This window comes from Pseudomonas sp. YY-1, from assembly GCF_002843095.1.
In the GTDB taxonomy this organism is placed as follows: domain Bacteria; phylum Pseudomonadota; class Gammaproteobacteria; order Pseudomonadales; family Pseudomonadaceae; genus Aquipseudomonas; species Aquipseudomonas sediminis_A.
In genome coordinates this window covers 455,857-482,694 of the sequence record NZ_PJLX01000001.1, presented here as the reverse complement: position 1 = coordinate 482,694, position 26,838 = coordinate 455,857, and the positions used below count along the sequence as shown (strand labels likewise).

General features: G+C 61.6%; 25 protein-coding genes. 19 read left to right on the top strand and 6 right to left on the bottom strand.

Annotation, left to right across the window (positions count from 1 at the left end):
- On the bottom strand, positions 1-174 hold the full coding sequence (locus CXP40_RS23765) for a PA1571 family protein (RefSeq protein ID WP_177429610.1): 174 nt from the start codon (positions 172-174) through the stop codon (positions 1-3).
- Positions 175-463: 289 nt separating this feature from the next.
- On the opposite strand from CXP40_RS23765, the gene CXP40_RS02265 reads away from it, so the two are divergent.
- Genes CXP40_RS02265 through CXP40_RS02245 form a run of 5 tightly spaced genes read left to right on the top strand, consistent with a single transcriptional unit; the run spans position 464 to position 4,776 of the window.
- Positions 464-1,579, top strand: a complete 1,116-nt coding sequence (locus tag CXP40_RS02265) for an ATP-NAD kinase family protein (protein WP_106732403.1) — start codon at positions 464-466, stop codon at positions 1,577-1,579.
- A gap of 9 nt (positions 1,580-1,588) precedes the next feature.
- Positions 1,589-2,179, top strand: coding sequence for a DUF1287 domain-containing protein (locus CXP40_RS02260; RefSeq protein WP_106732402.1), 591 nt, complete (start codon positions 1,589-1,591; stop codon positions 2,177-2,179).
- Positions 2,176-2,610 carry a thiol-disulfide oxidoreductase DCC family protein gene (locus tag CXP40_RS02255; protein WP_106732401.1) on the top strand — a complete coding sequence of 145 codons (435 nt, stop codon included), beginning with the start codon at positions 2,176-2,178 and terminating at the stop codon, positions 2,608-2,610. Before CXP40_RS02260 ends, CXP40_RS02255 begins: the two co-directional genes overlap by 4 nt.
- Positions 2,603-3,010, top strand: a complete 408-nt coding sequence (locus tag CXP40_RS02250) for a DoxX-like family protein (protein ID WP_106732400.1) — start codon at positions 2,603-2,605, stop codon at positions 3,008-3,010. Before CXP40_RS02255 ends, CXP40_RS02250 begins: the two co-directional genes overlap by 8 nt.
- 8 nt (positions 3,011-3,018) lie before the next feature.
- Complete coding sequence (locus CXP40_RS02245; protein WP_106732399.1) at positions 3,019-4,776, top strand: ABC transporter transmembrane domain-containing protein; 1,758 nt, start codon at positions 3,019-3,021, stop codon at positions 4,774-4,776.
- On the opposite strand, the gene rhtA is transcribed toward CXP40_RS02245, so the two are convergent.
- From rhtA to CXP40_RS02225, 3 genes are all read right to left on the bottom strand, one after another.
- Positions 4,773-5,624 carry a threonine/homoserine exporter RhtA gene (gene rhtA, locus CXP40_RS02240; RefSeq protein WP_106732398.1) on the bottom strand — a complete coding sequence of 284 codons (852 nt, stop codon included), beginning with the start codon at positions 5,622-5,624 and terminating at the stop codon, positions 4,773-4,775. The two genes, CXP40_RS02245 and rhtA, sit on opposite strands and share 4 nt — an antisense overlap.
- A 215-nt stretch (positions 5,625-5,839) precedes the next feature.
- Positions 5,840-6,121 (bottom strand): pyrimidine/purine nucleoside phosphorylase, encoded by a 282-nt coding sequence (locus CXP40_RS02230; protein WP_003459961.1) that lies wholly within the window; start codon positions 6,119-6,121, stop codon positions 5,840-5,842.
- 138 nt (positions 6,122-6,259) lie between these two features.
- A complete protein-coding gene (locus CXP40_RS02225) occupies positions 6,260-6,808 on the bottom strand; it encodes an exonuclease domain-containing protein (protein ID WP_106732397.1) in 549 nt (182 codons plus the stop codon).
- Positions 6,809-6,994: 186 nt separating this feature from the next.
- Between CXP40_RS02225 and CXP40_RS02220 the strand changes: the two genes are divergently transcribed.
- The 3 genes from CXP40_RS02220 to CXP40_RS02210 all read left to right on the top strand — a co-directional run bounded on the left by CXP40_RS02220 (position 6,995) and on the right by CXP40_RS02210 (position 8,857).
- Positions 6,995-7,867 (top strand): NAD(P)-dependent oxidoreductase, encoded by an 873-nt coding sequence (locus CXP40_RS02220; protein WP_106732396.1) that lies wholly within the window; start codon positions 6,995-6,997, stop codon positions 7,865-7,867.
- A 73-nt stretch (positions 7,868-7,940) separates the two neighbouring features.
- On the top strand, positions 7,941-8,192 hold the full coding sequence (locus CXP40_RS02215) for a YkgJ family cysteine cluster protein (protein WP_099524370.1): 252 nt from the start codon (positions 7,941-7,943) through the stop codon (positions 8,190-8,192).
- Between the two features lie 65 nt (positions 8,193-8,257).
- On the top strand, positions 8,258-8,857 hold the full coding sequence (locus tag CXP40_RS02210) for an START domain-containing protein (protein ID WP_106732395.1): 600 nt from the start codon (positions 8,258-8,260) through the stop codon (positions 8,855-8,857).
- Between the two features lie 64 nt (positions 8,858-8,921).
- On the opposite strand, the gene gltA is transcribed toward CXP40_RS02210, so the two are convergent.
- The gene (gltA, locus tag CXP40_RS02205) at positions 8,922-10,205 is read right to left on the bottom strand and encodes a citrate synthase (protein ID WP_037000858.1); all 1,284 of its coding nucleotides are present in this window, start codon (positions 10,203-10,205) and stop codon (positions 8,922-8,924) included.
- A 363-nt stretch (positions 10,206-10,568) separates the two neighbouring features.
- On the opposite strand from gltA, the gene sdhC reads away from it, so the two are divergent.
- The 9 genes from sdhC to sucD all read left to right on the top strand — a co-directional run bounded on the left by sdhC (position 10,569) and on the right by sucD (position 21,971).
- Positions 10,569-10,943, top strand: coding sequence for a succinate dehydrogenase, cytochrome b556 subunit (sdhC, locus tag CXP40_RS02200; protein ID WP_099524365.1), 375 nt, complete (start codon positions 10,569-10,571; stop codon positions 10,941-10,943).
- A complete protein-coding gene (sdhD, locus tag CXP40_RS02195) occupies positions 10,937-11,305 on the top strand; it encodes a succinate dehydrogenase, hydrophobic membrane anchor protein (protein WP_037000860.1) in 369 nt (122 codons plus the stop codon). Before sdhC ends, sdhD begins: the two co-directional genes overlap by 7 nt.
- Positions 11,306-11,308: 3 nt before the next feature.
- Positions 11,309-13,081: a succinate dehydrogenase flavoprotein subunit gene (gene sdhA, locus CXP40_RS02190; protein ID WP_003459985.1), complete on the top strand. Its 1,773-nt coding sequence runs from the start codon at positions 11,309-11,311 to the stop codon at positions 13,079-13,081.
- A gap of 11 nt (positions 13,082-13,092) precedes the next feature.
- On the top strand, positions 13,093-13,800 hold the full coding sequence (locus CXP40_RS02185) for a succinate dehydrogenase iron-sulfur subunit (RefSeq protein ID WP_003459986.1): 708 nt from the start codon (positions 13,093-13,095) through the stop codon (positions 13,798-13,800).
- A 249-nt stretch (positions 13,801-14,049) separates the two neighbouring features.
- Positions 14,050-16,881, top strand: coding sequence for a 2-oxoglutarate dehydrogenase E1 component (locus tag CXP40_RS02180; protein WP_106732394.1), 2,832 nt, complete (start codon positions 14,050-14,052; stop codon positions 16,879-16,881).
- 64 nt (positions 16,882-16,945) lie between these two features.
- Entirely contained in the window at positions 16,946-18,175 is a 1,230-nt protein-coding gene (odhB, locus tag CXP40_RS02175; RefSeq protein WP_106732393.1) for a 2-oxoglutarate dehydrogenase complex dihydrolipoyllysine-residue succinyltransferase, read from the top strand.
- Positions 18,176-18,241: 66 nt separating this feature from the next.
- Complete coding sequence (gene lpdA, locus CXP40_RS02170) at positions 18,242-19,678, top strand: dihydrolipoyl dehydrogenase (RefSeq protein ID WP_106732392.1); 1,437 nt, start codon at positions 18,242-18,244, stop codon at positions 19,676-19,678.
- A gap of 239 nt (positions 19,679-19,917) precedes the next feature.
- Positions 19,918-21,084 (top strand): ADP-forming succinate--CoA ligase subunit beta, encoded by a 1,167-nt coding sequence (sucC, locus tag CXP40_RS02165; RefSeq protein WP_037051889.1) that lies wholly within the window; start codon positions 19,918-19,920, stop codon positions 21,082-21,084.
- Positions 21,084-21,971, top strand: coding sequence for a succinate--CoA ligase subunit alpha (sucD, locus tag CXP40_RS02160; protein WP_059392427.1), 888 nt, complete (start codon positions 21,084-21,086; stop codon positions 21,969-21,971). Before sucC ends, sucD begins: the two co-directional genes overlap by 1 nt.
- 117 nt (positions 21,972-22,088) lie before the next feature.
- Here sucD and CXP40_RS02155 read toward each other — a convergent pair whose 3' ends face one another.
- Positions 22,089-24,173: a TonB-dependent receptor gene (locus tag CXP40_RS02155; RefSeq protein ID WP_106732391.1), complete on the bottom strand. Its 2,085-nt coding sequence runs from the start codon at positions 24,171-24,173 to the stop codon at positions 22,089-22,091.
- Between the two features lie 196 nt (positions 24,174-24,369).
- Between CXP40_RS02155 and CXP40_RS02150 the strand changes: the two genes are divergently transcribed.
- Positions 24,370-25,491, top strand: coding sequence for a gluconokinase, GntK/IdnK-type (locus tag CXP40_RS02150; protein ID WP_106732390.1), 1,122 nt, complete (start codon positions 24,370-24,372; stop codon positions 25,489-25,491).
- Between the two features lie 49 nt (positions 25,492-25,540).
- Complete coding sequence (locus tag CXP40_RS02145) at positions 25,541-26,818, top strand: TRAP transporter large permease (protein WP_106732389.1); 1,278 nt, start codon at positions 25,541-25,543, stop codon at positions 26,816-26,818.
- Positions 26,819-26,838 lie beyond the last annotated feature (20 nt).

Sequence of the window (26,838 nt, the reverse complement as noted above, 5' to 3'; positions counted from 1 at the left end):
TCACGCCTGCTGGCTGACGCGTTGGCGACTTTCTTCCAGGGCGTCACACGCCTCTTGGATCATGTCTTCGGTAATGGGCACTTCGCGGCCTTGGCCGTCGATGATAAAACCGCCCACCGGTTCCTGCTGTTGCACGGTGGCGGGGCATTGGGCGGCGTTGTCTTGCAAGCTCATGGCCTGTCTCCTCATCAGTGGTGTGCGCCAGTCTGGGACATCCAGATGAAGGCGCGGTGACAATCAGGAACCTGCTCGAAGTCTGCTGCACGTCGGCCATGCTGCGTTGAAATCGGGCTCAGAAAGCTCATTTACTACTCGTAAACTCGCTTGTTCGCCCGATTTCGCCTTGCCTGGCTCTAGCTCGCAATACTTTAAACAGATTCCAAGACGGCGGAACTCCGTCACAAAACACAGTGCAAAAATCGTATTGCAGGCTGCGTGCCAGCCTGTGTGGAACGAGGAACTCATGTCGCGTTTTCATATTGGTCTGATCATCAATCCGCTGGCCGGCCTAGGTGGCCCGGCAGCGTTCAAGGGCAGCGACGGCATGGCCGAGCAGGCGCTGGCTCTGGGTGTCGAGCCAAAAGCTGCACAACGTACGCGCACCGCGCTTGAGCAGTTGTTGACCCTGCAAGAGCGCATTGAGTTCGTCAGCTATCCCGGCGCCATGGGTGGCGATCTTTTGACGCAGATGGGCTTCGAGCATCGTTTGCTGGGTGAGTTGAGCGAAGGTGCGACTACCGCCGAAGATACCCAGCGTGCGGTGCGGCAACTGCAGGACGCCGGTGTGGCGTTGATTCTCTTCGCCGGTGGCGACGGTACCGCGCGCGATGTTTGCGCCGCTGTCAGGGACGGGCAGCCGGTGTTGGGCATTCCTGCAGGAGTGAAGATCCAGTCCGGCGTCTATGCCATCAGCCCGCGAGCCGCGGGCGAACTGACGGCGCGCCTGGTAGACGGCGGCTTGGTGCGATTGGCCAGCGGCGAAGTGCGTGATATCGATGAGAGCGCCCTGCGTGAAGGCCGTGTTACCGCACGCTGGTATGGCGAACTGTGCGTGCCGCAGGAGGGCGGTTACGTGCAGGCAGTCAAGCAGGGTGGCATGGAGTCCGAAGAGTTGGTGCTGGCCGATCTCGCTGCCTGGCTGGAGGCGGAGTGGGAGCCGGACGCGCGCTACGTGTTTGGCCCAGGCTCGACCCTGCACGGCCTGGCGCAGAACCTGGGGCTGGAAACCACCTTGCTGGGCGTCGATGTGATCGAAGCGGGGCAAGTGATTGCGCGTGACGTCAACGAAAGCGAGCTGTTCGACCTGGTCGACGGGCACCCGACTTACCTGCTGGTGACCGCAATCGGCGGTCAGGGCCATATTGTCGGCCGTGGCAATCAGCAGATCAGCCCGCGTGTGCTGCGCGCCATCGGCTTGGAGCGCCTGCGTGTGGTGGCCACCAAGCGCAAGCTGGCGACGCTGGAGGGCCGGCCGCTGCTGGTCGACAGTGGTGACGTGGCGCTGGATGATGCCTTCCCCGATGCCGTGCGGGTCTGGGCGGGGTACAAGGAAGAGTTGCTATACCCGCTGAGTCGATAGGAGATCGAAATGCGCATGCTGGTTCTACTGCTGGCTTGGTCGCTGGCACTTGCCGCGCAAGCCATAGAGGCTGACAAGCTGGTGCTTGATGCACGTAAGCAGGTCGGCGTGACCTTGGGTTATGACCCGGCCTACCGCACGCTGAGCTATCCGGGCGGCGACGTACCGATGGTCACCGGCGTCTGCACTGACGTGGTGATCCGCGCGCTGCGTCAGCAGGGGCTGGATCTCCAGGAGGCGGTGCATCGCGACATGCGCGGCAACTTCGCCGTCTATCCGAAGAACTGGGGGCTGAGTCGCCCGGACAGCAACATCGATCACCGCCGCGTGCCCAACCTGATGACCTGGTTCAAGCGTCAGGGCTGGGCGCTTGCGGTCAAGCAGGATGCTTCGGCCTACCGTGCCGGCGATATCGTCACCTGGGATCTGGGGCGTGGCCTTACCCATATCGGCATCGTCAGTGATCGTCAGGCTGCAACAGGCACACCGCTCGTGCTGCACAACATCGGCCGGGGCACGCAGGAGGAGGACATTCTGTTCGCCTACCGCATCACCGGCCATTACCGCCCGCTGGCGCAGCAGGCGAGCGCGGCTCAATGAGCAGGCAAACGCTACCGCCCGGCCTTGCTGCAGGCGAGCGCGTGGTCCTGTTCGACGGGGTCTGCAAGCTCTGCAATGGCTGGGCGAAGTTCCTCATTCGGCATGACCGCCAGCGCCAATTTCGTCTGGCTTCGGTGCAATCGGCGCAAGGCCAGGCATTGTTGACCTGGTATGGGCTGCCGACGGACCGTTTCGACACCATGGCGCTGATCGATGAGGCGGGGCTGCATGTACGCTCGAACGCGCTGCTGCGCATCCTTGCGCGTTTGCCCCAGCCTTGGCGTGCACTCGCCTGGCTGCGCCTGATTCCGCGCCCGCTGCGCGATTGGTGTTATGACCGCATCGCGCTGAATCGCTACCGTCTGTTCGGCCGGCATGAGGCCTGCCTGTTGCCCAGTGCCGACCATGCCGAGCGCTTCCTGCATGACTGAGGCGCGTCTGGCGCAGATTGCCTGGCTCGCTCGGCTGGCCTTGGCGTTGGTGTTCATCTGGCATGGGCTGGCACCGAAGATTCTCTGGCTCAGTCCTGATGAGGTGGCAATGATCACAGCCCATCACTTGCCAGACCATCCGTTGTTCGCGCCACAAGTGATCGCGATCATTGGCGGCGTGGCCGAGATTCTCCTGGGTATCCTGCTGCTTACGGTGCGTCTCCATCGTTGGCCCTTGTTGGTCGCGGGCGCGGTATTGCTGATGTTGCTGCTTGATGTTGCGCTGCTGAGCCCCCATCTGTTGATTCAGGCGTTCAATCCGCTTTCGACCAATCTGGCTGCGCTGGCCTTGTGTGCAGTGGCCTGGCTGGCTGAAGCGCCCTCGGCTGCTGACTCCTGAGACCTGTCATGACCTCGATGCTTTCTTCTCGCCAGCGTGGCGCCATACGTCTGGCCTGGCGTTTTATCGCGCCTTATCGCGGCCGAGTGGTGGGCGCGCTGTTGGCGCTGATGTTCACGGCGGCGATCACCCTGTCAATGGGCCAGGGCATCAAGCTGCTGGTGGACCAGGGGCTGGCCACGCAATCTCCGGCAGCGCTGCGGCACTCCCTGCTGCTGTTTTTCGTGCTGGTACTGGCGTTGGCCTTCGGTACCTACACGCGTTTCTATCTGGTGTCGTGGATCGGCGAGCGGGTGGTCGCGGATATCCGCCGGCGGGTGTTCGATCACCTGATCGAGTTGCATCCAGGCTTCTACGAGAGCAATCGCAGCTCGGAGATCCAGTCGCGGCTGACCGCCGATACCACGCTACTGCAATCGGTGATTGGCTCGTCGCTGTCGATGGCGCTGCGCAACCTGATCATGCTGATCGGCGGCAGCGTGCTGCTGGTTGTGACCAATCCCAAACTCAGCGGCATCGTCCTGCTGGCCCTGCCGCTGGTGGTGGCGCCGATCCTGCTGTTCGGCCGCCGTGTGCGCGCGCTGTCGCGGCAGAGCCAGGACCGCGTGGCGGATGTCGGCAGCTACGTCGGCGAGACGCTGGGGCAGATCAAGACGGTGCAGGCCTACAACCATCAGAACGAGGACAAGCGACGCTTCGGTGAGTCGGCCGAGGCCGCTTTCGATGTGGCGCGCAAGCGCATCGCCCAGCGTTCCTGGCTGATCACCGTGGTCATCGTGCTGGTACTGGGTGCGGTGGGGGTGATGCTCTGGGTCGGCGGCATGGATGTGATCGCTGGGCGTATCTCTGGCGGTGAGTTGGCAGCCTTCGTGTTCTACAGCCTGATCGTCGGCTCGTCGTTCGGCACGCTGAGTGAGGTGATCGGTGAGTTGCAGCGCGCCGCAGGCGCCGCCGAGCGTATCGGCGAGCTATTGCGCGCCAGTAACGCCATCGTGGCGCCAGAGCAGCCGCAGCATCTGCCGCAGCCAGTGCAGGGACGTATCGAGTTGCAGGGCGTGCGCTTTGCTTATCCATCGCGTTCGGACAGCTATGCCGTCGATGGCATCGATTTGCAGGTGGCGGCAGGTGAAACCCTGGCGCTGGTGGGGCCGTCCGGTGCTGGCAAGTCGACGCTGTTCGACCTGCTGCTGCGTTTCTTCGACCCGCAGGGCGGGCGCATCCTCATCGACGGTGTGCCGATCGATCAGCTCGAGCCGCGCGAGCTGCGCGCCTGTTTCGCCCTGGTGTCACAGAATCCCGCGCTGTTCTTCGGTTCGGTCGAAGACAACATTCGCTACGGCCGCCTGGATGCCAGCCAGGCCGAAGTGGAGGCGGCCGCGCGAGCAGCACACGCCCATGAGTTCATCCAGCGTTTGCCGCAGGGCTACCAGACTCATCTAGGTGAAGCCGGGCTTGGGCTTTCCGGCGGCCAGCGTCAGCGTCTGGCCATTGCTCGTGCCTTGCTGGCCGATGCGCCGATCCTGCTGCTCGACGAGGCCACCAGTGCATTGGATGCCGAGAGTGAACACCTGATTCAGCAGGCGCTGCCATCGCTGATGGCCGGGCGTACCACGCTGGTGATCGCTCACCGTCTGGCCACGGTGAAGCAAGCGGATCGCATCGCAGTGATCGAACAGGGCCGTTTGGCTGCCATCGGCAGCCATGCCGAGTTGATCGAAAGCAGCCCGCTCTATGCGCGGCTGGCCGAGTTGCAGTTCGGTACTTAACTTTTTGGCTTGATAGTGGCGGCCGCCCCGGCCGAGGCGACGATGATCGCGCCGACGGCCAGCCACTGGCCCCAGAGCAGCTTCTCGCCGAGAAAGGCCAGGCCGCACATTGCCGCGACTGCCGGCTCCAGGCTCATCAGTACGCTGAAGGTGCGCGCTGGTAGGCGCGTAAGGGCGACCATCTCCAGGCTGTAGGGCAGGGCCGAGGACAGCACCGCGACACCCAGGGCGATTGGCAGCAGGTCAAGGCTCAGCAGGTCACTGCCGGCATGCCAGACTCCGATGGGCAGTACCAGGAGGGCGGCGACCCAGGTGCCCAGGGCAACGGTGTGGCGGCCATGCTGGGCGCCGGCTTTCTGTCCGAAGATGATGTACAGCGACCAGCAAATACCCGCGCCGAGGGCCAGGGCTGCGCCGAGCGGATCGATGGCGTGTTGCGTGGCGCCGGTAGGCAGCAGCATCCACAGCCCGGCGACGGCCAGGATCACCCAGACGAAATCCAGCAGGCGGCGCGAGGAAAACAACGCCAGGGCCAGTGGCCCGGTGAACTCCAGGGCCACGGCGATGCCCAGTGGAATGCTTTGCAGCGACATGTAGAACATCAGGTTCATGCCGCCCAGCGCCAGGCCGTAAGCCAGCAGGGCATGGCACTTACGCGGGTCCAGACGTGCACGCCACGGTTGCATCACCAGCGACAGGATGATCGCGCCGAGCACCAGGCGCAGCGCCGTGGTGCCTTCGGCACCGACCAGCGGGAACAGGTTCTTGGCCAGCGAGGCACCGCTCTGGATCGAGACCATGGCCACCACGAGCAAGGCAATGGGGGCGAGAAGTGCGCTGCGTGGCATGGGTATGTCCTGCTGGTGAGCATGAAAGAAAAAACCGGCCGCGAGGGCCGGTTCTTCGTGGCGCCTGGTGGCTGCCAGGCCTTTGAAAAACGTAGGCGAGGCAGGCAAGACAAGGCAAAAACGACCGAAAAAGCGGAGTTTACGAGCTGTAAATGAGCATTTTGAGGTCGTTTTTAACGCGGGATTGCCAACGCAGGTAGTTTTTCAACGGCCTGTTAGCGGTATTCGCAGAGGTAGGCGGTGTCTACGGCTACCTTCAGCTGGAACTTGCTGTTGGCCTCGACGGTGAACTTGCTGCCGGCTTCGAAGGTGTTCCAGCTGTCGCTGCCTGGCAGCTTGACGGTCAGAGCGCCGGCAACCACGTGCATGACTTCCAGCTGGCTGGTGCCGAATTCGTATTCGCCCGGGGCCATTACGCCGATGGTGGCAGGGCCTTCAGCCATGGTGAAACCGATGGATTTGACGGTGCCGTCGAAGTATTCGTTGACCTTGAACATCTGCGATTCCTCGGAAGGGGTTGAAAAAGTTGCTGGGAGCCATGTTTAACGTCGTGTGACGACGGCCCGAAGGGTGACCGCCATGCATGGCAGGCCATAAAAGGGTCGCCAGTATGCCCAAGCGCCTTTTCTTCGTCATCAGTCTTTGAGGGGCAATACCAGTGGCAGCAGGCGGGCGGTGTTACGCGCATCTTCGAGGGCGCGGTGCTGTTGCCCTTGAAACTGCATGCCAGCCAGTTGCAGTGCACTGTGCAGACCAACCGGGCGCTGCAATTGGCGCGCCTTGGCGAAAGCCTGTTTGAGGTTGAGGTGCGGCACCTCGGTCAGCAGGCTGTGCACCTGATGTTGACGCCATTCCTGCTCCAGCTGGCGGCGGTCGTAATCACCCCAGCTGCTCCAGCCGACCAGGCGTGGCGCATGCTGGTTCAGCCAGCGCTCGAACTGAGCCCAGACCTGGGGCAGGGTAGCGGCGCTGTCGATCTCGGCCTGGGTGATATGGGTGAGTTCGCGGCAGAAGTCGGTCAGGCAGGGGCGGCGCTGTGGCCTGATGAAGCGTTGAAAGTGATCGCGCTCATGACCGTCTGCTCCGACCAGGCTGGCTCCGATTTCGATGATTTCCATTTCTTCCATCGCCCAGCCGCCTTCGTCGGTGGTGGCCTCCAGGTCGATGACTAGCCAATGCCCCATGGGCGCTCCTATTAGAACCTGTCTGCGATCTGTTGCGCTTCGGCCTCACTGCATGGAAAAGGTTCCTGGTATCAGGACCAAGTTCAAGCCCCTGTGCTGAGCGGTACCGCAGGCAGTATGGAAGGCCTTTTCGGCCAGGGCAAACGTCGTGTTAGGCTCTGGCGCCTATATCTACAGGAGGTCGCTATGGCAAAGGTCGCGTTTCTCGGTTTGGGCGTCATGGGCTATCCGATGGCCGGGCATCTGGCCCGCAACGGTCATCAGGTGACTGTCTACAACCGCTCGCCGGGCAAGGCCGAGCAGTGGATGGGCGAGTATGCCGGCAGCAGTGCGCCGACCCCGCGTGAAGCGGTGGCAGGCGCCGAACTGGTGATGTGTTGTGTCGGCAACGATGACGACCTGCGCAGCGTGGTGCTCGGCGAGCAGGGCGCATTCGCTGGCATGGCGCCGGGCGCCATTCTGGTCGACCACACCACGGCTTCGGCCGATGTCGCGCGTGAGTTGGCAGCCATCGCAGTCGAGCGTGGCCTCGGTTTTCTCGATGCGCCGGTGTCTGGCGGTCAGGCGGGAGCGGTCAATGGCGTGCTGACCGTAATGGTCGGTGGTGAGGCCGAAACCTATGCCGTGGCCGAGCCGGTCATCCAGAACTACGCGCGAATGATGCGCCTGATGGGGCCGGCCGGTAGCGGCCAGTTGAGCAAGATGGTCAATCAGATCTGCATCGCTGGTCTGGTTCAGGGGCTGGCAGAGGCGCTGAACTTCGGTCAGTGCGCAGGGCTGGATGGTCATGCGGTGGTCGATGTGATCAGCAAGGGCGCGGCGCAGTCCTGGCAGATGGAAAACCGCTACAAGACCATGCTGGCGGGTGAGTTCGACTTTGGCTTCGCGGTCGACTGGATGCGCAAGGATCTGTCGATTGTGCTCGAAGAGTCGCGTCGCAACGGCGCACAGCTGCCGGTGACGGCGCTGGTCGATCAGTTCTATGCCGATGTTCAATCCATGGGTGGTGGGCGCTGGGATACCTCCAGCCTGCTGGCCCGCCTGCAGCGTAACCGCTGATCGTGAAAGGCCTCGACGGCAAGTGTGGAGGTCATTAGGATCGCCGCCGTTCGTTTGTAGTCGAGGTCGTTTCATGGAGTGTCGTGCTGGTTGCGGTGCCTGCTGCATCGCGCCTTCCATCAGTTCTCCGATTCCAGGTATGCCCGACGGCAAGCCGGCCGGCGTGCGCTGCATCCATCTTGATGCCGAGTTTCTCTGCGCCATCTTCGGTCGCCCGGAGAGACCTGCTGTGTGCGGAGGTTTCAAGGCAGAAGAACAGTTGTGTGCGGATGACCGCGAGAGTGCCATTCGGATGCTGGGCTGGCTGGAGCAGGCGACGGCCTGACGATTTGAACCGCTTGCGGCCCGTGCGGGTCGAAACGCAAACAGTCCTCCCGGGAGTTGCTCGAAATGATGCGTTTTTCCGTTCTGGCCATGCTGTTGTGCGCGACCGCTGCCCAAGCTGCCGAAAGGCAGTGGCAGTTGGAGCGCGAGGAAGACGGTGTCAGCGTTTATCTGGCCGATGTGCCTGGGTCGAAGTACAAGGCCTATCGTGGCGTGGTGACGATCAAGGGCGACCTGGCTGCCGTACAAGCGGCGCAGGAGGATGTCGCCGGCTCCTGCTCCTGGATCTTCAGTTGCCAGCAGCAGCGACTGCTCGAGAGCAAGGGCGACGTGAGCGAGCTGTACACCCGTTTCGAAATGCCCTGGCCGGTGAAGGCGCGTGATTCGGTGATCCAGGTGACCACACGCACCGATGCAGATGGCGGCGTCACGCGTCTGCTCAAGGCGGTGCCGGAGCGCTTGCCGGAGGAAAAGGACTTCGTGCGGGTGCAGCGTGCCGATGGCGAGTGGCATCTCAAACCGCTGGGTCAGGGCGAGGTGGAAGTGACCTATGAGGTACATTCCGAACCGGGCGGCAGCGTGCCCTCCTGGCTGGCCAACAGTTTCGTCGTCGATGCGCCGCTGCAAACGCTGCAGGGCTTGCGGGCGAAGGTGGAAGGGCGCTGAGCCAGGCTCGCTCCGGGCAATAAAAAAGGCTGCCATTGGCAGCCTTTTTCGTTTCGCGGCGCTATCAGTCGCGGTTAGCCGGCAGATCACGCTGCTCGTAACCGGTGTACAGCTGGCGCGGACGGCCTATCTTGTACGGACCCGAAAGCATTTCCTTCCAGTGCGAGATCCAGCCCACGGTACGTGCCAGGGCGAAGATAACGGTGAACATCGAGGTCGGAATGCCGATGGCCTTGAGGATGATACCCGAGTAGAAGTCCACGTTCGGGTACAGGTTGCGCTCTTTGAAGTACGGATCGGTCAGAGCGATCTCTTCCAGGCGCATGGCCAGTTCCAGCTGCGGGTCATTGGTGATGCCCAGCTCGCCGAGGACTTCGTCGCAGGTCTGCTTCATCACGGTGGCGCGCGGGTCGCGGTTCTTGTAAACGCGATGACCAAAGCCCATCAGCTTGAACGGGTCGTTCTTGTCCTTGGCCTTGGCGATGAACTTGTCGATGTTGGAAACGTCACCGATCTCGTCGAGCATGGCCAGTACGGCTTCGTTGGCGCCGCCGTGTGCCGGGCCCCACAGCGCAGCGATACCGGCTGCGATGCAGGCGAACGGGTTGGCACCCGAGGAGCCAGCCAGACGTACGGTGGAGGTGGAGGCGTTCTGCTCATGGTCAGCGTGGAGGATGAAGATCTTGTCCATCGCCTTGGCCAACACCGGGCTGATCGGTTTGATCTCGCACGGGGTGTTGAACATCATGTGCAGGAAGTTTTCCGCGTAATTCAGGTCATTGCGCGGGTACATCATGGGTTGGCCCATGGAGTACTTGTAGGTCATGGCGGCAATGGTCGGCATCTTGGCCACCAGGCGCATGGCCGACACTTCGCGGTGCTGCGGGTTATTGATGTCCAGCGAGTCGTGATAGAACGCGGACAGGGCGCCAACTACGCCGCACATGATGGCCATCGGGTGGGCATCGCGGCGGAAGCCGTTGAAGAAGGTCTTCAGTTGCTCATGAACCATGGTGTGGTTCTTGATGGTGCTGACGAACTGGGCCTTTTCTTCTTTGCTCGGCAGTTCGCCATTGAGCAGCAGGTAGCAGGTTTCCAGGTAGTCGGATTGCTCGGCGAGCTGCTCGATGGGGTAGCCGCGGTGCAGCAGGATCCCTTGGTCGCCGTCGATATAGGTGATCTTCGACTCGCAAGAGGCGGTCGACATGAAACCAGGATCAAATGTGAACCGACCCGTGGCGGTCAGGCTCCGCACATCGATTACATCGGGACCAACAGTGCCGGTCAGAACGGGCAGTTCGACGGGGGCATTGCCCTCGATGATCAACTGCGCTTTTTTGTCAGCCATATGTGGCCTCCTAGTTATGCTTGAAATCATCAGACAGCCCCCCACGCAGGGCCCGCACCACTATAGTGGGATAAATCCGAAAGTCAATTTGCGAGAACCCAGGCAGTAGAAGGGTTTGAACGGTATTTTCAGCGAAAAAAGGCCGCTATTTACGCCATTTGTTTAAAGGCTGCAATGCGCTTTTTGGGGGAGGGCATTGCATTGTCATTAGTCTGCTAACTGTCTATACTCTGCGGCCGACCGCCACAGGCTTTAGGGCCGTGTCATGGCGGTTGTCACTCATTGGGTGATGGGTACCTTGCCAGTGCACTTCCCAACAACTTTGCCCTGATCGTTAGGGGCTCTCAGTGTGATAAAAAAGCCGTGAATAGCCAACGACCTGTAAACCTAGACCTTCGGACTATCAAGCTTCCGATCACCGCTTACACGTCCATTCTTCACCGTATCTCCGGTGTCATCCTCTTTGTCGGTATCGCCATTCTGCTGTTTGGCCTCGACAAGTCGCTGACCTCCGAAGAGGGCTTCGCCCAGGTGAAAGAATGCCTGACCAGCCCGCTGGCCAAGTTCGTGATCTGGGGTCTGTTGTCCGCTCTGCTGTACCACCTGGTGGCCGGTGTACGCCACTTGATCATGGACATGGGCATCGGTGAGACGCTGGAAGGCGGCAAGCTGGGCTCGAAAATCGTCGTCGTAGTGGCGGCGGTAGTGATCGTGCTGCTGGGGGTGTGGATATGGTAACTAATGTCACGAATTTCTCGCGTTCGGGCCTCTATGACTGGATGGCTCAGCGCGTTTCTGCGGTCGTTCTCGCGGCTTACACGCTGTTTCTGCTGGGCTATGTGATCTGTAATCCAGGTATGGGCTACGCCGAATGGCATGGCCTGTTCTCGCATACCGCAATGCGCATCTTCAGCCTGCTGGCCCTCGTTGCACTGAGCGTGCACGCCTGGGTTGGCATGTGGACCATTTCCACCGACTACCTGACGCCGATGGCGCTGGGCAAGTGGGCGACTGGTGTGCGTTTCCTGTTCCAGGCCGTGTGTGGCATCGCCATGTTCACGATGTTCGTCTGGGGCGTGCAGATTCTGTGGGGTTTCTGATTCATGGCTAGCATCCGTACTCTTTCCTATGACGCCATCATCGTTGGTGGCGGCGGCGCTGGCATGCGTGCCGCGCTGCAACTGGCTCAGGGCGGTCACAAGACTGCCGTGGTCACCAAGGTGTTCCCGACTCGTTCGCACACCGTTTCCGCTCAGGGTGGCATCACCTGCGCCATCGCTTCGGCCGACCCGAACGATGATTGGCGCTGGCACATGTACGATACCGTCAAGGGTTCCGACTACATCGGTGACCAGGACGCTATCGAATACATGTGCTCCGTCGGCCCGGAAGCGGTGTTCGAGCTCGAGCACATGGGTCTGCCGTTCTCCCGTACCGAGCAGGGCCGCATCTATCAGCGTCCGTTCGGTGGTCAGTCCAAGGGGCCGGATAACCCGACTCAGGCTGCCCGTACCTGCGCTGCTGCTGACCGTACTGGTCACGCCCTACTGCACACCCTGTATCAGGCCAACCTGAAAGCTGGCACCTCGTTCCTCAACGAGTGGTACGCAGTCGATCTGGTGAAAAACCAGGACGGCGCCATCGTCGGCGTCATCGCCATCTGCATCGAGACCGGCGAAACCGTCTACATCCGCTCCAAGGCCGTGGTTCTGGCCACTGGCGGTGCTGGCCGTATCTACGCCTCCACCACCAACGCCCTGATCAATACCGGTGACGGCGTGGGCATGGCTCTGCGTGCCGGCGTGCCGGTGCAGGACATCGAAATGTGGCAGTTCCACCCGACTGGTATCGCCGGCGCTGGTGTGCTGGTCACCGAAGGCTGCCGTGGTGAAGGTGGTTACCTGATCAACGCCCATGGCGAGCGTTTCATGGAGCGTTATGCGCCGAACGCCAAAGACCTGGCTGGTCGTGACGTCGTTGCGCGCTCCATGGTCAAGGAAGTCATCGCTGGCAACGGCTGTGGCCCGGACAAGGACCACGTACTGCTGAAGCTCGATCACCTGGGCGAGGAAGTGCTGCACAGCCGCCTGCCGGGTATCTGCGAACTGTCCAAGACCTTCGCCCACGTCGACCCAGTCGTCGCTCCGGTTCCGGTCATCCCGACCTGCCACTACATGATGGGCGGCGTGCCGACCAACATTCATGGTCAGGCAATCACTCAGGACGCCAACGGCAACGACAAGATCATCGAAGGTCTGTTCGCTGTAGGTGAAGTGGCGTGCGTGTCGGTGCACGGTGCCAACCGTCTGGGCGGCAACTCGTTGCTCGACCTGGTGGTATTCGGCCGCGCCGCTGGCCTGCACCTGGAAAAAGCGCTGAAAGAAGGCGTGGAAGTTCGTGGTGCCAGCGAAACCGACATCGAGCAGTCGCTGTCGCGTCTGGCCGGCGTCAACGAGCGCAGCACTGGCGAAGACGTCGCCCCGCTGCGTAAAGAGCTGCAACAGTGCATGCAAAACTACTTCGGTGTATTCCGTACTGGCGAATACATGCAGAAGGGCATCCAACAACTGGCCGACCTGCGTGAGCGCATCGCGAAAGTCAAAATCGCGGACAAGAGCCAGGCGTTCAACACTGCGCGTATCGAAGCGCTGGAACTGCAAAACCTGCTCGAAGTTGCTGAAGCGACCGCGGTCGCGGCCGAGGCTCGTAAAGAGTCCCGTGGCGCCCACGCTCGTGAAGACTTCGAGGAGCGCGACGATCAGAACTGGCTGTGCCATTCGCTCTACTTCCCGGGCGAGAAGCGCGTAGCCAAGCGTGACGTGAACTTCGCGCCGAAGACCGTTCCGGCATTTGAACCCAAGGTTCGGACTTATTAAGGGTGACTGATATGTTGCAAGTCAGTGTTTATCGCTACAACCCGGAGAAGGACGCTGCTCCGTTCATGCAGGACTTCCAGGTCGACACCGGCGGCAAGGACATCATGGTCCTCGACGTGCTGGCGCTGATCAAGGAACAGGACGAGGGCTTCTCCTACCGTCGTTCCTGCCGTGAAGGCGTATGCGGCTCCGACGGCATGAACATCAACGGCAAGAACGGCCTGGCGTGCATTACGCCGATCTCCGCTGCCGGCCTCAAGGGCGGCAAGCTGGTTATTCGTCCGTTGCCGGGCCTGCCGGTCATTCGTGACCTGGTCGTCGATATGAGCATCTTCTACAAGCAGTACGAGAAGGTGCAGCCGTTCCTGCAGAACGATACGCCGGCTCCGGCCATTGAGCGCCTGCAGACTCCGGAAGAGCGCGAGAAGCTCGACGGTCTGTACGAGTGCATTCTGTGCGCATGCTGTTCGACCAGCTGCCCGTCGTTCTGGTGGAACCCGGACAAGTTCCTCGGTCCCGCTGCACTGCTGCAGGCCTATCGCTTCCTGGCCGACAGCCGTGACACCAAGACCGCCGAGCGTCTGGCTTCGCTGGACGATCCGTTCAGCGTATTTCGTTGCCGCGGCATCATGAACTGCGTGAACGTGTGCCCCAAGGGTCTGAACCCGACCAAGGCCATCGGTCACGTGCGTAACATGCTGCTGCAGAGCGGTACCTGATTTGCAAGTTGCTATACCTGTAACACCTGCGAGTCCGGCTTAGGTCGGCCTCGCAGTAAAGCCAGAGCCGCAGCCCACAAAGCCGCGGCTCATACTCGAAAAATATGACGACCAGCAGGGGCATCCGGGCTGGTACCCGGACTATCTGCGGGAACCCAAGTGGCTTCATCCGAGTCGCAGCATCATGACTTTGATTAAGGCTATGCGGTATTCACGCCGGTGGTGTCCCCTTACCGAGGGTGACCAAGCATGCAAGAAAGCGTGATGCAGCGCATGTGGGACAGTGCCCACCTATCCGGTGGCAACGCTGCCTACGTGGAAGAGCTCTACGAGCTCTACCTGCACGATCCCAACGCTGTGCCAGAAGAGTGGCGCACTTACTTCCAGAAGTTGCCGACCGACGGCAGCGCTGCAACGGACGTATCGCATTCGACCATTCGCGATCATTTCGTCCTGCTCGCCAAGAATTCGCGTCGTGCCCAGCCGGTTTCCGCCGGGGCCGTCAGCAGCGAGCACGAAAAGAAGCAGGTGGAAGTGCTGCGCTTGATCCAGGCCTACCGCATGCGTGGCCATCAGGCCGCCCAGCTCGACCCTCTGGGTCTGTGGGTGCGCACTGCGCCGTCTGACCTGTCGATCAATCACTACGGCCTGACCGACGCGGATCTGGACACCACATTCCGCACTGGCGAGCTGTACATCGGCAAGGAAGAGGCAACGCTACGCGAAATCCGCGATGCGCTGCAGCAGACATATTGTCGCACCATCGGTGCCGAGTTCACCCACATCGTCGATTCCGGCCAGCGCAACTGGTTCGCCCAGCGCCTGGAAAGCGTGCGCGGTCGTCCGCAGTTTTCCGCCGAAGTGCAGGCGCATGTGCTTGAGCGCGTCACCGCTGCCGAAGGTCTGGAAAAGTACCTGGGCACCAAGTACCCGGGCACCAAGCGTTTCGGTCTGGAGGGTGGCGAAAGCCTGATCCCGCTGCTGGACGAAATCATCCAGCGTTCCGGCTCTTACGGCACCAAGGAAGTGGTCATCGGTATGGCCCACCGCGGCCGTCTGAACGTCCTGGTCAACACCTTCGGCAAGAACCCGCGCGACCTGTTCGACGAGTTCGAAGGCAAGAAGACCGAGGGTCTGTCGTCCGGTGACGTGAAGTACCACCAGGGCTTTTCCTCCAACGTTATGACCGCTGGTGGCGAAGTGCACCTGGCGCTGGCGTTCAACCCTTCGCACCTGGAGATCGTTTCTCCGGTGGTCGAGGGCTCGGTGCGTGCTCGGCAGGATCGTCGCAGTGACGCCACTGGCGACAAGGTACTGCCGATTTCCATCCATGGTGACGCGGCTTTCGCCGGTCAGGGTGTGGTCATGGAAACCTTCCAGATGTCGCAGACCCGCGGCTACAAGACTGGCGGCACCATCCACATCGTGATCAACAACCAGGTCGGCTTCACCATCAGTAACCCGTTGGACGCACGCTCCACCGAGTACGCGACCGACGTGGCCAAGATGATCCAGGCGCCGATCTTCCATGTGAATGGCGATGATCCGGAAGCTGTGCTGTTCGTGACGCAGCTGGCTGTCGACTACCGCATGCAGTACAAGCGTGACGTGGTCATCGACCTGGTCTGCTACCGTCGCCGCGGCCACAACGAGGCCGACGAGCCGAATGGCACCCAGCCGCTGATGTACCAGCAGATCGCCAAGCAGCGCACCACCCGTGAACTGTACGCTGATGCCCTGATTGCAGCCGGCGCACAGACCAGCGACGACGTGCAGGCCAAGATCGACGAGTACCGTACGGCGCTGGACAACGGCCAGCACGTGGTCAAGAGCCTGGTCAAGGAGCCGAACAAGGAGCTGTTCGTCGACTGGCGTCCTTACCTGGGCCATGCCTGGACCGCGCGTCATGACACCCGTTTCGATCTGAAGACCCTGCAGGACCTGTCCGCCAAGCTGCTGGAAATCCCGGAAGGTTTCCTCGTTCAGCGTCAGGTGGCGAAGATCCTCGAAGACCGTCAGAAGATGGGCGCGGGCGGCTTGCCGATCAACTGGGGCTTCGCCGAAACCATGGCCTACGCCACGCTGCTGGTTGAAGGTCACCCGATCCGCATGACCGGTCAGGACATCGGCCGCGGTACCTTCTCGCACCGTCACGCGGTGCTGCACAACCAGAAGGATGCGGCGACCTACGTCCCGCTGAAGAACCTGTACGACGGCCAGCCGAAGTTCGAACTGTACGACTCCTACCTCTCCGAGGAAGCGGTGCTGGCTTTCGAATACGGTTATGCCACCACCACGCCAAGTGCGTTGGTGATCTGGGAAGCCCAGTTCGGCGACTTCGCCAACGGCGCCCAGGTTGTATTCGACCAGTTCATCTCCAGTGGCGAGACCAAGTGGGGCCGTCTGTGCGGTCTGACCGTTCTATTGCCTCACGGTTATGAAGGGCAGGGGCCTGAGCACAGCTCGGCGCGTCTGGAGCGTTACCTGCAATTGTGCGCCGAGCACAACATGCAGGTCTGCGTACCGACCACCCCAGCGCAGGTCTACCACATGCTGCGTCGCCAGGTGATCCGTCCGCTGCGCAAGCCGCTGGTGGTGCTGACGCCGAAGTCGCTGCTGCGCCACAAGCTGGCCATCTCGACTCTGGAAGATCTGGCCGAAGGCTCGTTCCAGACCGTGATCGGCGAGATCGATTCGCTGGACCCGAAAAAGGTCGAGCGTCTGGTTCTGTGCAGCGGCAAGGTCTACTACGACTTGCTGGAGAAGCGTCGTGCCGAGGGCCGCGAAGACATCGCTATCGTGCGTCTCGAGCAGCTCTATCCGTTCCCGGAAGACGATCTGGCCGAAGCACTGGCGCCGTACAAGAACCTCAAGCACATCGTCTGGTGTCAGGAAGAGCCGATGAACCAGGGCGCTTGGTACTGCAGCCAGCACCACATGCGTCGCGTCGCTACTGCGCACAGGAAGTCGCTGCTCCTGGAGTACGCCGGTCGTGATGCCTCGGCTGCGCCAGCTTGTGGTTATGCGTCGATGCACGCCGAGCAGCAGGAAAAACTGCTGCAGGACGCCTTTACTGTTTAACGCCTTCATCCGGCAGGTGGCGAGTGCCACCTGCCGGTAAACCGAATTTAAGGAAACGCATACAATGGCTATCGAGATCAAAGCCCCAACCTTCCCGGAATCGGTTGCCGACGGCACCGTGGCCACCTGGCACAAGAAGCCGGGCGAAGCGGTCAAGCGCGATGAGCTGATCGTCGACATCGAAACCGACAAGGTCGTGATCGAAGTACTGGCCGAGGCCGATGGTGTCCTGGCTGAAATCATCAAGAACGAAGGCGACACCGTTCTCTCCAACGAGCTGCTGGGCAAGCTGACCGAAGGTGGCGCTGCCGCCGCCGCTCCGGCTGCCGCACCGGCCGCTGCCGCTGCTCCGGCCCAGGCTGCTGCTCCGGCTGCCGCTGCTGGTGACGACGCCATCCTCTCGCCGGCTGCACGCAAGCTGGCCGAAGAGAACGGTATCGACCCGAACAGCATTGCCGGCACCGGTAAAGGTGGCCGTGTGACCAAGGAAGACGTGGTCGCTGCCGTCGAAGCCAAGAAGAACGCCCCGGCCGTTGCTGCCAAGCCGGCTGCTGCTCCGGCCGCTGCCGCTGCTGTCGTCGCCACTGGCGACCGCACCGAGAAGCGTGTGCCGATGACCCGTCTGCGCGCCAAGATCGCCGAGCGTCTGGTCGAAGCCCAGTCCACCATGGCGATGCTGACCACCTTCAACGAAGTGGACATGACCGAAGTCATGGCCCTGCGCTCGAAGTACAAGGACCTGTTCGAGAAGTCCCACAACGGCGTGCGTCTGGGCTTCATGTCGTTCTTCGTCAAGGCAGCTACCGAAGCGCTGAAGCGTTTCCCAGCAGTCAACGCCTCGATCGACGGCAACGACATCGTTTATCACGGCTACGCCGACATCGGTGTTGCCGTGTCCAGCGACCGTGGCCTGGTGGTGCCGGTATTGCGTAACGCCGAGCAAATGAGCCTGGCTGAAATCGAGAGTGGCATCGCCACCTTCGGTAAGAAAGCCAAAGACGGCAAGCTGTCGATCGAAGAAATGACTGGCGGCACCTTCACCATCACCAACGGTGGTACCTTCGGTTCGATGATGTCGACCCCGATCGTCAACCCGCCGCAGGCTGCGATCCTGGGTATGCACAACATCGTTCAGCGCCCGATGGCGATCAACGGCCAGGTGGTGATCCGTCCGATGATGTACCTGGCGCTGTCTTACGACCACCGCCTGATCGATGGTAAGGAAGCCGTGACCTTCCTGGTAACCATCAAGAACTTGCTTGAAGACCCGGCTCGCCTGCTGCTGGAAATCTAAAAGCCAGTCTCCTCCACGGCGGCCCTGTTCTCAGGGCCGTCCGGTTTATTCGAGAAGGAATACGTTATGACCCAGAAATTCGACGTGGTAGTCATCGGTGCCGGCCCTGGTGGCTATGTAGCCGCCATCAAAGCAGCGCAACTCGGCCTGAAGACTGCCTGCATCGAGAAGTACCAGGGCAGCGACGGCAAGGTCGCTCTCGGCGGCACTTGCCTGAACGTCGGTTGCATTCCGTCCAAGGCGCTGCTGGACAGCTCCTGGAAGTACCACGAAGCGAAAGACGGCTTCGCCGTGCATGGTATCGAAGCCAAAGGCGTGACCATCGACGTCCCGGCCATGGTGGCGCGCAAGAACACCATCATCAAGAACCTCACCGGTGGTGTTGCCGGTCTGTTCAAGGCCAACGGCGTGACCCTGCTCGAAGGTCACGGCAAGCTGCTGGCTGGCAAACAGGTCGAAGTCACTGGCACCGATGGCAAAAGCCAGGTGGTTGAAGCTGCTCACGTGATCATCGCCTCCGGCTCCAAGCCGGTCGAGATCCCGCCGGCTCCGGTCGATCAGGACGTGATCGTCGACTCCACTGGTGCCCTGGAATTCCAGAGCGTACCGAAGAAGCTGGGCGTCATCGGCGCTGGCGTAATCGGTCTGGAGCTGGGCTCGGTATGGGCTCGCCTAGGTGCTGAAGTCACCGTTCTGGAAGCCATGGACAAGTTCCTCGCGGCTGCCGACGAGCAGATCGCCAAGGAAGCCCAGAAGACCCTGACCAAGCAGGGCCTGGACATCCGCCTGGGTGCTCGCGTGACCGGTTCGGACGTCAAGAAGAAGCAGGTTGTGGTGAGTTTCACTGACGCCAATGGCGAGCAGAAAATGACCTTCGACAAGCTGATCGTGGCTGTAGGCCGTCGTCCGGTGACCACCGATCTGCTGGCTGCTGACAGCGGCGTTGACCTGGACGAGCGCGGCTTCATCTTCGTCAACGACCAGTGCGAAACCAGCGTTCCGGGCGTCTACGCCATCGGTGACGTGGTCCGTGGCGCGATGCTCGCGCACAAAGCCTCGGAAGAGGGCGTGATGGTTGCTGAGCGCATCGCTGGCCACAAGGCGCAGATGAACTACGACCTGATCCCGTCCGTGATCTACACCCACCCGGAAATCGCATGGGTCGGTAAGACCGAGCAGCAACTGAAGGCCGAAGGCGTTGCAGTCAACGTCGGTACCTTCCCGTTCGCTGCCAGCGGTCGCGCCATGGCGGCCAACGACACTGGCGGTTTCGTCAAGGTCATCGCTGACGCCAACACCGACCGCGTGCTGGGTGTTCACGTGATCGGCCCAAGCGCTGCCGAGCTGGTACAGCAAGGCGCAATCGGCATGGAATTCGGCACCAGCGCCGAAGACCTGGGCATGATGGTCTTCTCCCACCCGACCCTGTCCGAGGCGCTGCACGAAGCGGCCCTGGCAGTGAACGGCGGCGCGATTCACATCGCCAATCGCAAGAAACGCTAAGCGTTAGTGGCCGACTCGTTCGGCCACTCGAGTTGTTGTAAGCCGCCGTGGTAGGCGGGGCGTCGTGTATTCGCCTCATCGCTACGGTGGTGTTTGCAAGCAGAACCACGTCGGGTGGCCCGCGTCGAGTCCAACTCGCAGCGCAAGCCCCCGACGGACTGCTTCGGCAGTCACAGGTGGCGCGGTATCACAAGTACAGCGCCGAATGCGCAATACCTAAACGAAGACGGTAGACAAGCATGAATCTTCACGAGTATCAGGGTAAGCAGCTGTTCGCTGAATACGGCCTGCCCGTATCCAAGGGTTTCGCGGTAGACACCCCGGAAGAAGCCGCAGAAGCCTGCGAAAAAATCGGCGGCAGCGAGTGGGTCGTCAAAGCTCAGGTCCACGCTGGTGGCCGCGGTAAAGCCGGTGGCGTAAAGCTGGTCAAGAGCAAAGAAGACGCCAAGGCCTTCGCCGCCAACTGGCTGGGCAAGCGTCTGGTGACCTACCAGACTGACGCCAACGGTCAGCCGGTCAGCAAAATCCTGGTCGAATCCTGCACCGACATCGCCAAGGAACTGTACCTGGGCGCTGTAGTGGACCGCTCCAGCCGTCGCATCGTGTTCATGGCTTCCACCGAAGGTGGCGTGGACATCGAGAAAGTGGCCCACGAAACTCCTGAGAAGATCCTCAAGGCCACCGTTGACCCGCTGGTCGGCGCTCAGCCGTACCAGGGTCGCGAGCTGGCTTTCCAGCTGGGCCTGGAAGGCAAGCAAGTCGCTCAGTTCGCCAAGATCTTCGTAGGTCTGGCCAAACTGTTCAAAGATCACGATCTGGCTCTGCTGGAAGTCAACCCGCTGGTCATCAAGGCCGACGGCGACCTGCACTGCCTGGACGCGAAGATCAACATCGACGCTAACGCCATGTACCGTCAGCCGAAGCTGAAGACCTTCCACGACCCGTCGCAAGACGATCCTCGTGAAGCCCACGCTGCCAGCTTCGAGCTGAACTACGTGGCCCTGGAAGGCAACATCGGCTGCATGGTCAACGGTGCCGGTCTGGCCATGGGTACCATGGACATCGTCAACCTGCACGGCGGTAAGCCAGCCAACTTCCTCGACGTAGGTGGCGGCGCAACCAAAGAGCGCGTGACCGAAGCCTTCAAGATCATCCTGTCCGACAGCAACGTTGCTGCCGTTCTGGTGAACATCTTCGGCGGCATCGTTCGTTGCGACATGATTGCCGAAGGCATCATCGGCGCAGTGAAAGAAGTCGGCGTGAAAATCCCGGTGGTCGTCCGCCTGGAAGGTAACAACGCTGAGCTGGGCGCCAAGGTCCTGGCTGAAAGCGGCCTGAACATCATCGCGGCAACCAGCCTGACCGACGCTGCTCAGCAAGTCGTCAAAGCTGCGGAGGGCAAGTAATGAGCGTCCTGATCAATAAAGACACCAAAGTCATCTGCCAGGGCTTCACCGGCTCGCAGGGTACTTTCCACTCCGAACAAGCCATCGCCTACGGCACCAAGATGGTTGGCGGCGTGACTCCGGGCAAGGGCGGCACCACTCACCTGGGCCTGCCGGTGTTCAACACCGTGAAAGAAGCCGTTGAAGCCACTGGCGCTGACGCTTCGGTCATCTACGTTCCGGCTCCGTTCTGCAAAGACTCGATCCTGGAAGCTGCATTCGGCGGCATCAAGCTGATCGTCTGCATCACCGAAGGCATTCCTACCCTGGACATGCTGGATGCCAAAGTCATCTGCGACGAGCTGGGCATTACCCTGATCGGCCCGAACTGCCCGGGCGTGATCACTCCCGGCGAGTGCAAGATCGGCATCATGCCGGGTCACATCCACCTGCCAGGCAAAGTCGGCATCGTGTCCCGTTCGGGCACCCTGACCTATGAAGCCGTGAAGCAGACCACCGACGCCGGTTTCGGCCAGTCCACCTGCGTGGGCATCGGCGGTGACCCCATCCCGGGCTCCAACTTCATCGATATCCTGAAGCTGTTCCAGGAAGACCCGAAGACCGAAGCGATCGTCATGATCGGTGAGATCGGCGGTTCGGCTGAAGAAGAAGCGGCTGCCTACATCAAGGCCAACGTCACCAAGCCTGTAGTTTCCTACATCGCTGGTGTGACCGCTCCTCCCGGCAAGCGCATGGGCCACGCTGGCGCCATCATCTCCGGCGGCAAGGGCACTGCAGACGAGAAATTCGCTGCACTGCAGGACGCTGGTGTGAAAACCGTGCGGTCCCTGGCTGACATCGGCAAGGCTTTGGCCGAGCTGACCGGTTGGGAAGTCAAGAAGGCCTAAGCCTTCGCTGACTGCACGCAAAAGGCCACCTTCGGGTGGCCTTTTCTGTTTTTGAGCTGTATTTGCTGGCGTCCTATCCCAAAAGAGGGGTGGAGACGCGAGTCTCAGTTGCCAGTCTCAATCGAACTGGTACTGCACACCCGCGCCGACATACCAGGCGCGCTCCGGGCCAGGTTCGTAGTGGCGGCCGTTGCTATCGCCGACGATCACCGAGCCGATGTACTCGCGATCCAGCAGATTGTCGATGCGCAGCACCTGGTTGAAGGTCATTGCACCAAGTTTCTGTTCGAAGCGTGCCTGCCAGTTGAACAGCGCGTAGCTGGGCGCGGTCTTGGCTGTGTTGCTGTCTTCGACATACAACTGGCTGCGGTACAGGCCTTCGATGGCGGTGCTGAACCAATCCAGCGGTTGCCAGGCCAGCTCGCCAAACAGCGTGCGCGCGGGAATGCCTGGCAGGCGATTGCCCGACTCGATCAATCGACCGTTGCTGGTGAAGTTCTTGCTATAAGTGGCGTCGATCTGTGTATAGGCGAGGTTGGCGCGCAAGGTATCGCTCAGGCGGCTTTCCAGGGCCAGCTCGACGCCGCGGCGGCGAGTCTGGGCGGCGTTCTGGAAGCGTGATCGGCCTCCGCTGGCTGATTCGACCACCAGCTCGTCGTCGGTATCGATCTGGAACAGTGCCAGTTGCAGGCTGGTGGCCTCGGCCAGGCGTGCCTTGAGACCGACTTCTACCTGCTCGCTGGTGGCCGGTTGCAGGTCGAAGCCGAAGCTGTTGTCGGGGCCTGAGTAGGACAACTCGTTCAGCGTCGGCGTCTCCACGCCCTTACCCCAGCTGGCGTAGACATTCAGGCCTGGCAACAGGGCGTAACTGGCGCCCAGGGTCGGCGTCAGTTCGCGGTAGGTCACCGAGCCACTATCGTCGCCATTGCTCAGGAAACGGTCGTCCACGTCAAATTCCACCTGGCTGTGACGCAGGCCGGCCTGCAGCTCTAGCTTGCCCAGTTGCCAAGCGGCCTGGACGTAGGGCGACAGGCTGGTGACCTCGTTGCGCTCGTCGCGGCGCAGGTTGCCTTTTACGCCCAGGGTGCTGCCGACGAAGTTTTCAAAACCCTGGCGGTCGTCTCGCGAATAGTCGTAATCCAGGCCGGTGGTGACGGTCAGCAGGCTGCTGCCCAGGTCGAACGACTGAATCCAGCGGTTGCCGATGCCGTGAAAGCGGCGCTCGAAGTCGATCACGCCCCCGCCCTGGCGGGCAGGCGTTTGCGCACCGACTGGAATCGACTGGTACTGAATCACCTGTCGCGTACCGCTATATAGCGTGCTTTGCCAGGTGCCAGCGGCAAAGCTGCGCTCGTAGTTGAGCGCGAACTGACGATGATCGACGGTCTTGCGTGTATCGAACGCCAGTGCGCTGGGCGCGGCGCTGCGGCGGTCGCTCTGCACCTGAGCCCAGGTCAACCCTTGCGGGTCTTGCGTGTCGTTCTGATCCAGCTCGCTGAAGCTCAAACTGAGCTTGCTGACATCGTCCGGGTACAGGGTCAGCTTGGCGAAGGTCTTGTCGAGAATGGCGCCGCTGTGGTCACGGTAGCCGTCGGTCTCGAAGTGCGAGCGGTTGATGATGAAACCAGCCTTGTCGTTGCCGCCTTCAGCTGCGACGCGGGTGCGACTGGTGCCATAGGCTGCTTGCGATGTGTCGAGCGACAGCTTGGGTGGACCTTCGCCGTCGCGCGAGAACAACTGGATGACCCCGCCGGAGTTGCTGCCGTAAACGCTGGCGAAGGGGCCGCGCAGCACCTCGATACGTTCCAGGGTGTCGAGGTCGAAGGTCGCGGCCTGGCCTTGACCATCGGGGCTGGACAGCGGCACACCGTCAGCCAGCAGCTTGATACCGCGAATGCCGAAGGCCGAGCGGGCGCCGAAGCCGCGCGAGGATATCTGCAGGTCCTGCGCATAGTTCTGCCGGTTTTGCACCACCAGCCCCGGCACGCTGCCGAGCGCCTCGAACAGATTGACGCCTGGTTTGCCCAGTGTGGCCTGTTCGGCATCAATGCGGTTGACGGAGAAGGGCAGTTGCCAGCCACTGGCCTGATAGCGGCTGCCGGTGACCACTAGCGGGTCGGCCTGGTAGGTGGCGTTTTCGGCCTGTGCAGTGAGTGACCAGAATAATGGGGGCAGCCAGAAGAAGGGGCTCAGCCGATACATAAGCGAAATGTCTCTCTTGGGGCCGGTAGGCGATCTTGAACGTGTCAGCCAGCAACGAGCCATAGCTGGACGATCATCATTAATGAAAATGCTCTACGAAATGTTGCCAGGGGAGGGTTGTCGAACGATTTGGATAGCGCTAACATTCGGCTCAAACAATGAGCGGTACCACCTTGATGGTGCCCATGGAGTTCCCATGCAACAGCAGCCTCCCGCACTGCCTGCCCGTACCACCCTGGTGGTCATGGGTGTCAGTGGCTCCGGCAAGAGCGAGATCAGCCAGGCAGTCGCCACTGCCCTCGGTTGGCGTCATATCGAAGCCGATCATTTCCACCCCCCTGAGAACGTAGAGCGCATGCGCGCGGGCACCCCGCTGAGCGACGAAGACCGTCGCCACTGGCTGGATGCGCTGTGCGAGCAGATGCTGGCCGCGCAGGCCGCTGGTGAGTGCTTTGTGCTGGCCTGCTCGGCGCTCAAGCGCGCCTACCGCGAGCGCTTGCGTCAGGCGATTCCGGGGTTGCAGTTCGTGCACCTGGATATCGATCACGCGACCGCTGTGCAGCGAGTAGGTGCTCGGCCTGGACATTTCATGCCGACTTCGCTGGTTGACAGCCAGTTCGCCACTCTCGAAAGCCCGGCAGGTGAACCATACGTACGTGTCGTCGATGCGCAGCAGTCGCGGCAAACGTTGGTGGCCGAGATCCAGGCCTGGGTACGTCGCGAAGCGGCGGAGGCCGTGTCGAGCCGGGCTCAGGATATGCTCGACAGTGAAATTGATAGCGCTAACCAAGCGGTTCAGCTAGGTGCCGAACCCATCTATGAGGGGCGCGTCGCGCGCCTGTTCGATCGCCTGACCGATGGAATGATGGCGGTGCTGATGGCCTTCATGGTGGTGGCGGTGTTCACCAACGTGGTGCTGCGCTACGCATTCGGCACGGGTTGGCCTGGCGCAGAAGAGTTGTCGCGCCTGGCCTTCGTCTGGCTGGTATTCGTCGGCGTGGCCTCTGGGATGCGGCGGGGCGAGCTGATGACATTCCGCATGATTCGCGACCGCTTCCCGTTATTGGCGCAGCGACTGGTGGATTCATTGAGCTGGATTCTCGTGGCAGGAGCGAGCCTGCTCTCGGCCTTGGGCGCCTGGAATCAGGTGCAGTTCGGCTGGGGCAACGTCAGTACGGTGGTTGGTTACCCAGTGGTGCTGGCGATGCTGCCGGTGCTGGCGAGCATGCTGGTGCTGGCGATTCTCGCCGTGGTGCAGTTGATCAACCTCTGGCGGCGTACGCCGCAGCCGGCCCTGAGCCAGGCGCACGTCGAATGATGCTGGCTCCATTCCAACAAGACGGGCACTGCCCACCGAGGACCTGCCGATGACTGTCGCGGTATTTCTTTCTTCCCTGCTGGGGTTCATGGCATTCGGCATGCCCATCGCCTTTGCCCTGATCCTTACCGCGGCCGTACTGATGTGGTACCTGGATTTCTGGGACGTGCAGTTGCTGGCGCAGAACCTGCTGGCCGGCGCTGACAGCTTCCCGCTGCTGGCGGTACCTTTCTTCATCCTGGCCGGCGAGCTGATGAACGCCGGCGGTATTTCTCGCCGTATCATCGCCATGGCCCAGGCCTACTGTGGCCACCTGCGCGGAGGCCTCGGTTACGTTGCCATCGCCGCTGCCGTGCTGCTGGCCAGTATGTCCGGTTCAGCACTGGCCGATACTGCGGCGCTGGCCACCTTGCTGTTGCCGATGATGCGCCAGCGTGGTTATCCCGTGCATTCCTCGGCGGGCCTGGTAGCCGCTGGCGGCATCATCGCGCCGATCATTCCGCCATCGATGCCGTTCGTGATTTACGGTGTGGTCACCAACACCTCCATCAGCCAGCTGTTCATGGCGGGGCTGGTGCCGGGGCTGATCATGGGCGCAGGCCTGATTGTCGCCTGGACGCTGATCGCCCGCGGCTTCACCGAGCCGACGCCGCCCAAGGCAACTGCCGCCGAGCGTCGCCGTGTGCTGATCGATGGCGCCGCTGCCTTGATGTTGCCGGTGATCATCGTTGGCGGTCTGCGTTTCGGCATCTTCACCCCTACCGAAGCGGCGGTTGTTGCGGCTGTCTACGCTCTTGCCGTTTCCACCTTGCTCTATCGCGAGCTGAGCTGGAACGATCTGATGGAGACCCTGACCCGCGCCAGCCGCACCACGGCGTCGGTGATGTTCCTTTGCGCCGCTGCCACGGTATCGGCCTACATGATCACCCTGGCCCAGCTGCCGGACGAGATCGGCGCCATGCTCGGGCCACTGGCTGATCATCCAAGACTGCTGGTACTGGCGATCATGCTGTTGATGATCGCGGTAGGCATGGTGCTCGACCTGACGCCGACCATCTTGATTCTGGCACCGGTACTGGCGCCTATCGCGATCAAGGCCGGCGTCGATCCGGTGTACTTCGGCGTGATGTTCGTACTGATCGGCTCCATCGGCCTGATCACCCCGCCGGTTGGCACGGTACTCAACGTCGTCGGCGGTATCGGCAAGTTGCGCATGGAAGTGCTGGTACGCGGCGTCATGCCGTTCTTCCTGATCTATCTGATCATCGTCGCGGTGCTGGTGGCATTCCCGTCCATCGTTACCGTGCCGTTGGCCTGGTTGCGCTGAGTTGACCCAGCGGCGCTGGC

Excerpts from the sequence above, each read along its gene's own strand:
- CXP40_RS23765 (WP_177429610.1), bottom strand. The coding sequence starts at position 174 with ATGAGCTTGCAAGACAACGCCGCCCAATGCCCCGCCACCGTGCAACAG.
- CXP40_RS02265 (WP_106732403.1), top strand. The coding sequence starts at position 464 with ATGTCGCGTTTTCATATTGGTCTGATCATCAATCCGCTGGCCGGCCTA.
- CXP40_RS02260 (WP_106732402.1), top strand. The coding sequence starts at position 1,589 with ATGCGCATGCTGGTTCTACTGCTGGCTTGGTCGCTGGCACTTGCCGCG.
- CXP40_RS02255 (WP_106732401.1), top strand. The coding sequence starts at position 2,176 with ATGAGCAGGCAAACGCTACCGCCCGGCCTTGCTGCAGGCGAGCGCGTG.
- CXP40_RS02250 (WP_106732400.1), top strand. The coding sequence starts at position 2,603 with ATGACTGAGGCGCGTCTGGCGCAGATTGCCTGGCTCGCTCGGCTGGCC.
- CXP40_RS02245 (WP_106732399.1), top strand. The coding sequence starts at position 3,019 with ATGACCTCGATGCTTTCTTCTCGCCAGCGTGGCGCCATACGTCTGGCC.
- rhtA (WP_106732398.1), bottom strand. The coding sequence starts at position 5,624 with ATGCCACGCAGCGCACTTCTCGCCCCCATTGCCTTGCTCGTGGTGGCC.
- CXP40_RS02230 (WP_003459961.1), bottom strand. The coding sequence starts at position 6,121 with ATGTTCAAGGTCAACGAATACTTCGACGGCACCGTCAAATCCATCGGT.
- CXP40_RS02225 (WP_106732397.1), bottom strand. The coding sequence starts at position 6,808 with ATGGGGCATTGGCTAGTCATCGACCTGGAGGCCACCACCGACGAAGGC.
- CXP40_RS02220 (WP_106732396.1), top strand. The coding sequence starts at position 6,995 with ATGGCAAAGGTCGCGTTTCTCGGTTTGGGCGTCATGGGCTATCCGATG.
- CXP40_RS02215 (WP_099524370.1), top strand. The coding sequence starts at position 7,941 with ATGGAGTGTCGTGCTGGTTGCGGTGCCTGCTGCATCGCGCCTTCCATC.
- CXP40_RS02210 (WP_106732395.1), top strand. The coding sequence starts at position 8,258 with ATGATGCGTTTTTCCGTTCTGGCCATGCTGTTGTGCGCGACCGCTGCC.
- gltA (WP_037000858.1), bottom strand. The coding sequence starts at position 10,205 with ATGGCTGACAAAAAAGCGCAGTTGATCATCGAGGGCAATGCCCCCGTC.
- sdhD (WP_037000860.1), top strand. The coding sequence starts at position 10,937 with ATGGTAACTAATGTCACGAATTTCTCGCGTTCGGGCCTCTATGACTGG.
- sdhA (WP_003459985.1), top strand. The coding sequence starts at position 11,309 with ATGGCTAGCATCCGTACTCTTTCCTATGACGCCATCATCGTTGGTGGC.
- CXP40_RS02185 (WP_003459986.1), top strand. The coding sequence starts at position 13,093 with ATGTTGCAAGTCAGTGTTTATCGCTACAACCCGGAGAAGGACGCTGCT.
- CXP40_RS02180 (WP_106732394.1), top strand. The coding sequence starts at position 14,050 with ATGCAAGAAAGCGTGATGCAGCGCATGTGGGACAGTGCCCACCTATCC.
- odhB (WP_106732393.1), top strand. The coding sequence starts at position 16,946 with ATGGCTATCGAGATCAAAGCCCCAACCTTCCCGGAATCGGTTGCCGAC.
- lpdA (WP_106732392.1), top strand. The coding sequence starts at position 18,242 with ATGACCCAGAAATTCGACGTGGTAGTCATCGGTGCCGGCCCTGGTGGC.
- sucC (WP_037051889.1), top strand. The coding sequence starts at position 19,918 with ATGAATCTTCACGAGTATCAGGGTAAGCAGCTGTTCGCTGAATACGGC.
- sucD (WP_059392427.1), top strand. The coding sequence starts at position 21,084 with ATGAGCGTCCTGATCAATAAAGACACCAAAGTCATCTGCCAGGGCTTC.
- CXP40_RS02155 (WP_106732391.1), bottom strand. The coding sequence starts at position 24,173 with ATGTATCGGCTGAGCCCCTTCTTCTGGCTGCCCCCATTATTCTGGTCA.
- CXP40_RS02150 (WP_106732390.1), top strand. The coding sequence starts at position 24,370 with ATGCAACAGCAGCCTCCCGCACTGCCTGCCCGTACCACCCTGGTGGTC.
- CXP40_RS02145 (WP_106732389.1), top strand. The coding sequence starts at position 25,541 with ATGACTGTCGCGGTATTTCTTTCTTCCCTGCTGGGGTTCATGGCATTC.